Source organism: Ruegeria sp. L11 (assembly GCF_056531755.1).
The window spans coordinates 1-839 of sequence record NZ_JBQFMI010000054.1; the positions used below are offsets into that span (position 1 = coordinate 1).

An 839-nucleotide genomic window follows, 5' to 3' on the forward strand; every position below is an offset into this window, starting at 1 on the left:
ATGGCAAAGGAAAAGTTTGAGCGTAATAAGCCGCACGTCAACATCGGCACGATTGGGCATGTTGACCACGGCAAGACGACGCTGACCGCAGCAATCACCAAGTATTTCGGTGACTTCAAGGCGTATGACCAGATTGACGGCGCGCCGGAAGAGAAAGCCCGCGGCATCACCATCTCGACCGCGCACGTGGAATACGAGACCGACGCGCGCCACTATGCACATGTCGACTGCCCCGGCCACGCTGACTACGTCAAGAACATGATCACCGGTGCCGCTCAGATGGACGGCGCGATCCTGGTTGTGAACGCCGCGGACGGCCCGATGCCGCAGACCCGCGAGCACATCCTGCTGGGCCGCCAGGTTGGCATCCCGAAGATGGTCGTGTTCATGAACAAAGTTGACCAGGTTGACGACGAAGAGCTGCTGGAACTGGTGGAAATGGAAATCCGCGAGCTGCTGTCTTCGTATGAATACCCCGGCGACGATATTCCGATCATCGCAGGTTCGGCTCTGGCCGCGATGGAAGGCCGTGACCCTGAAATCGGCGAGAACAAGATCCGCGAGCTGATGGCGGCTGTTGATGACTACATCGACACCCCCGAGCGTGCTGTTGACCAGCCGTTCCTGATGCCGATCGAAGACGTGTTCTCGATCTCGGGCCGTGGTACCGTTGTGACCGGCCGTGTCGAGCGTGGCGTGATCAACGTTGGCGACGAGATCGAAATCGTCGGCATCCGTGACACCGCGAAAACCACCTGCACCGGCGTTGAAATGTTCCGCAAGCTGCTGGACCGCGGTGAAGCGGGCGACAACATCGGCGCCCTGCTGCGTGGTGTGGA

The 839-nt window shown here is 59.8% G+C and carries 1 protein-coding gene; it reads left to right on the plus strand.

From position 1 onward, the window contains the following. Positions 1–839, plus strand: an 839-nt coding sequence (locus tag ACR0CE_RS20535) for an elongation factor Tu (protein WP_480833618.1), incomplete at both ends; no start/stop codon positions are given.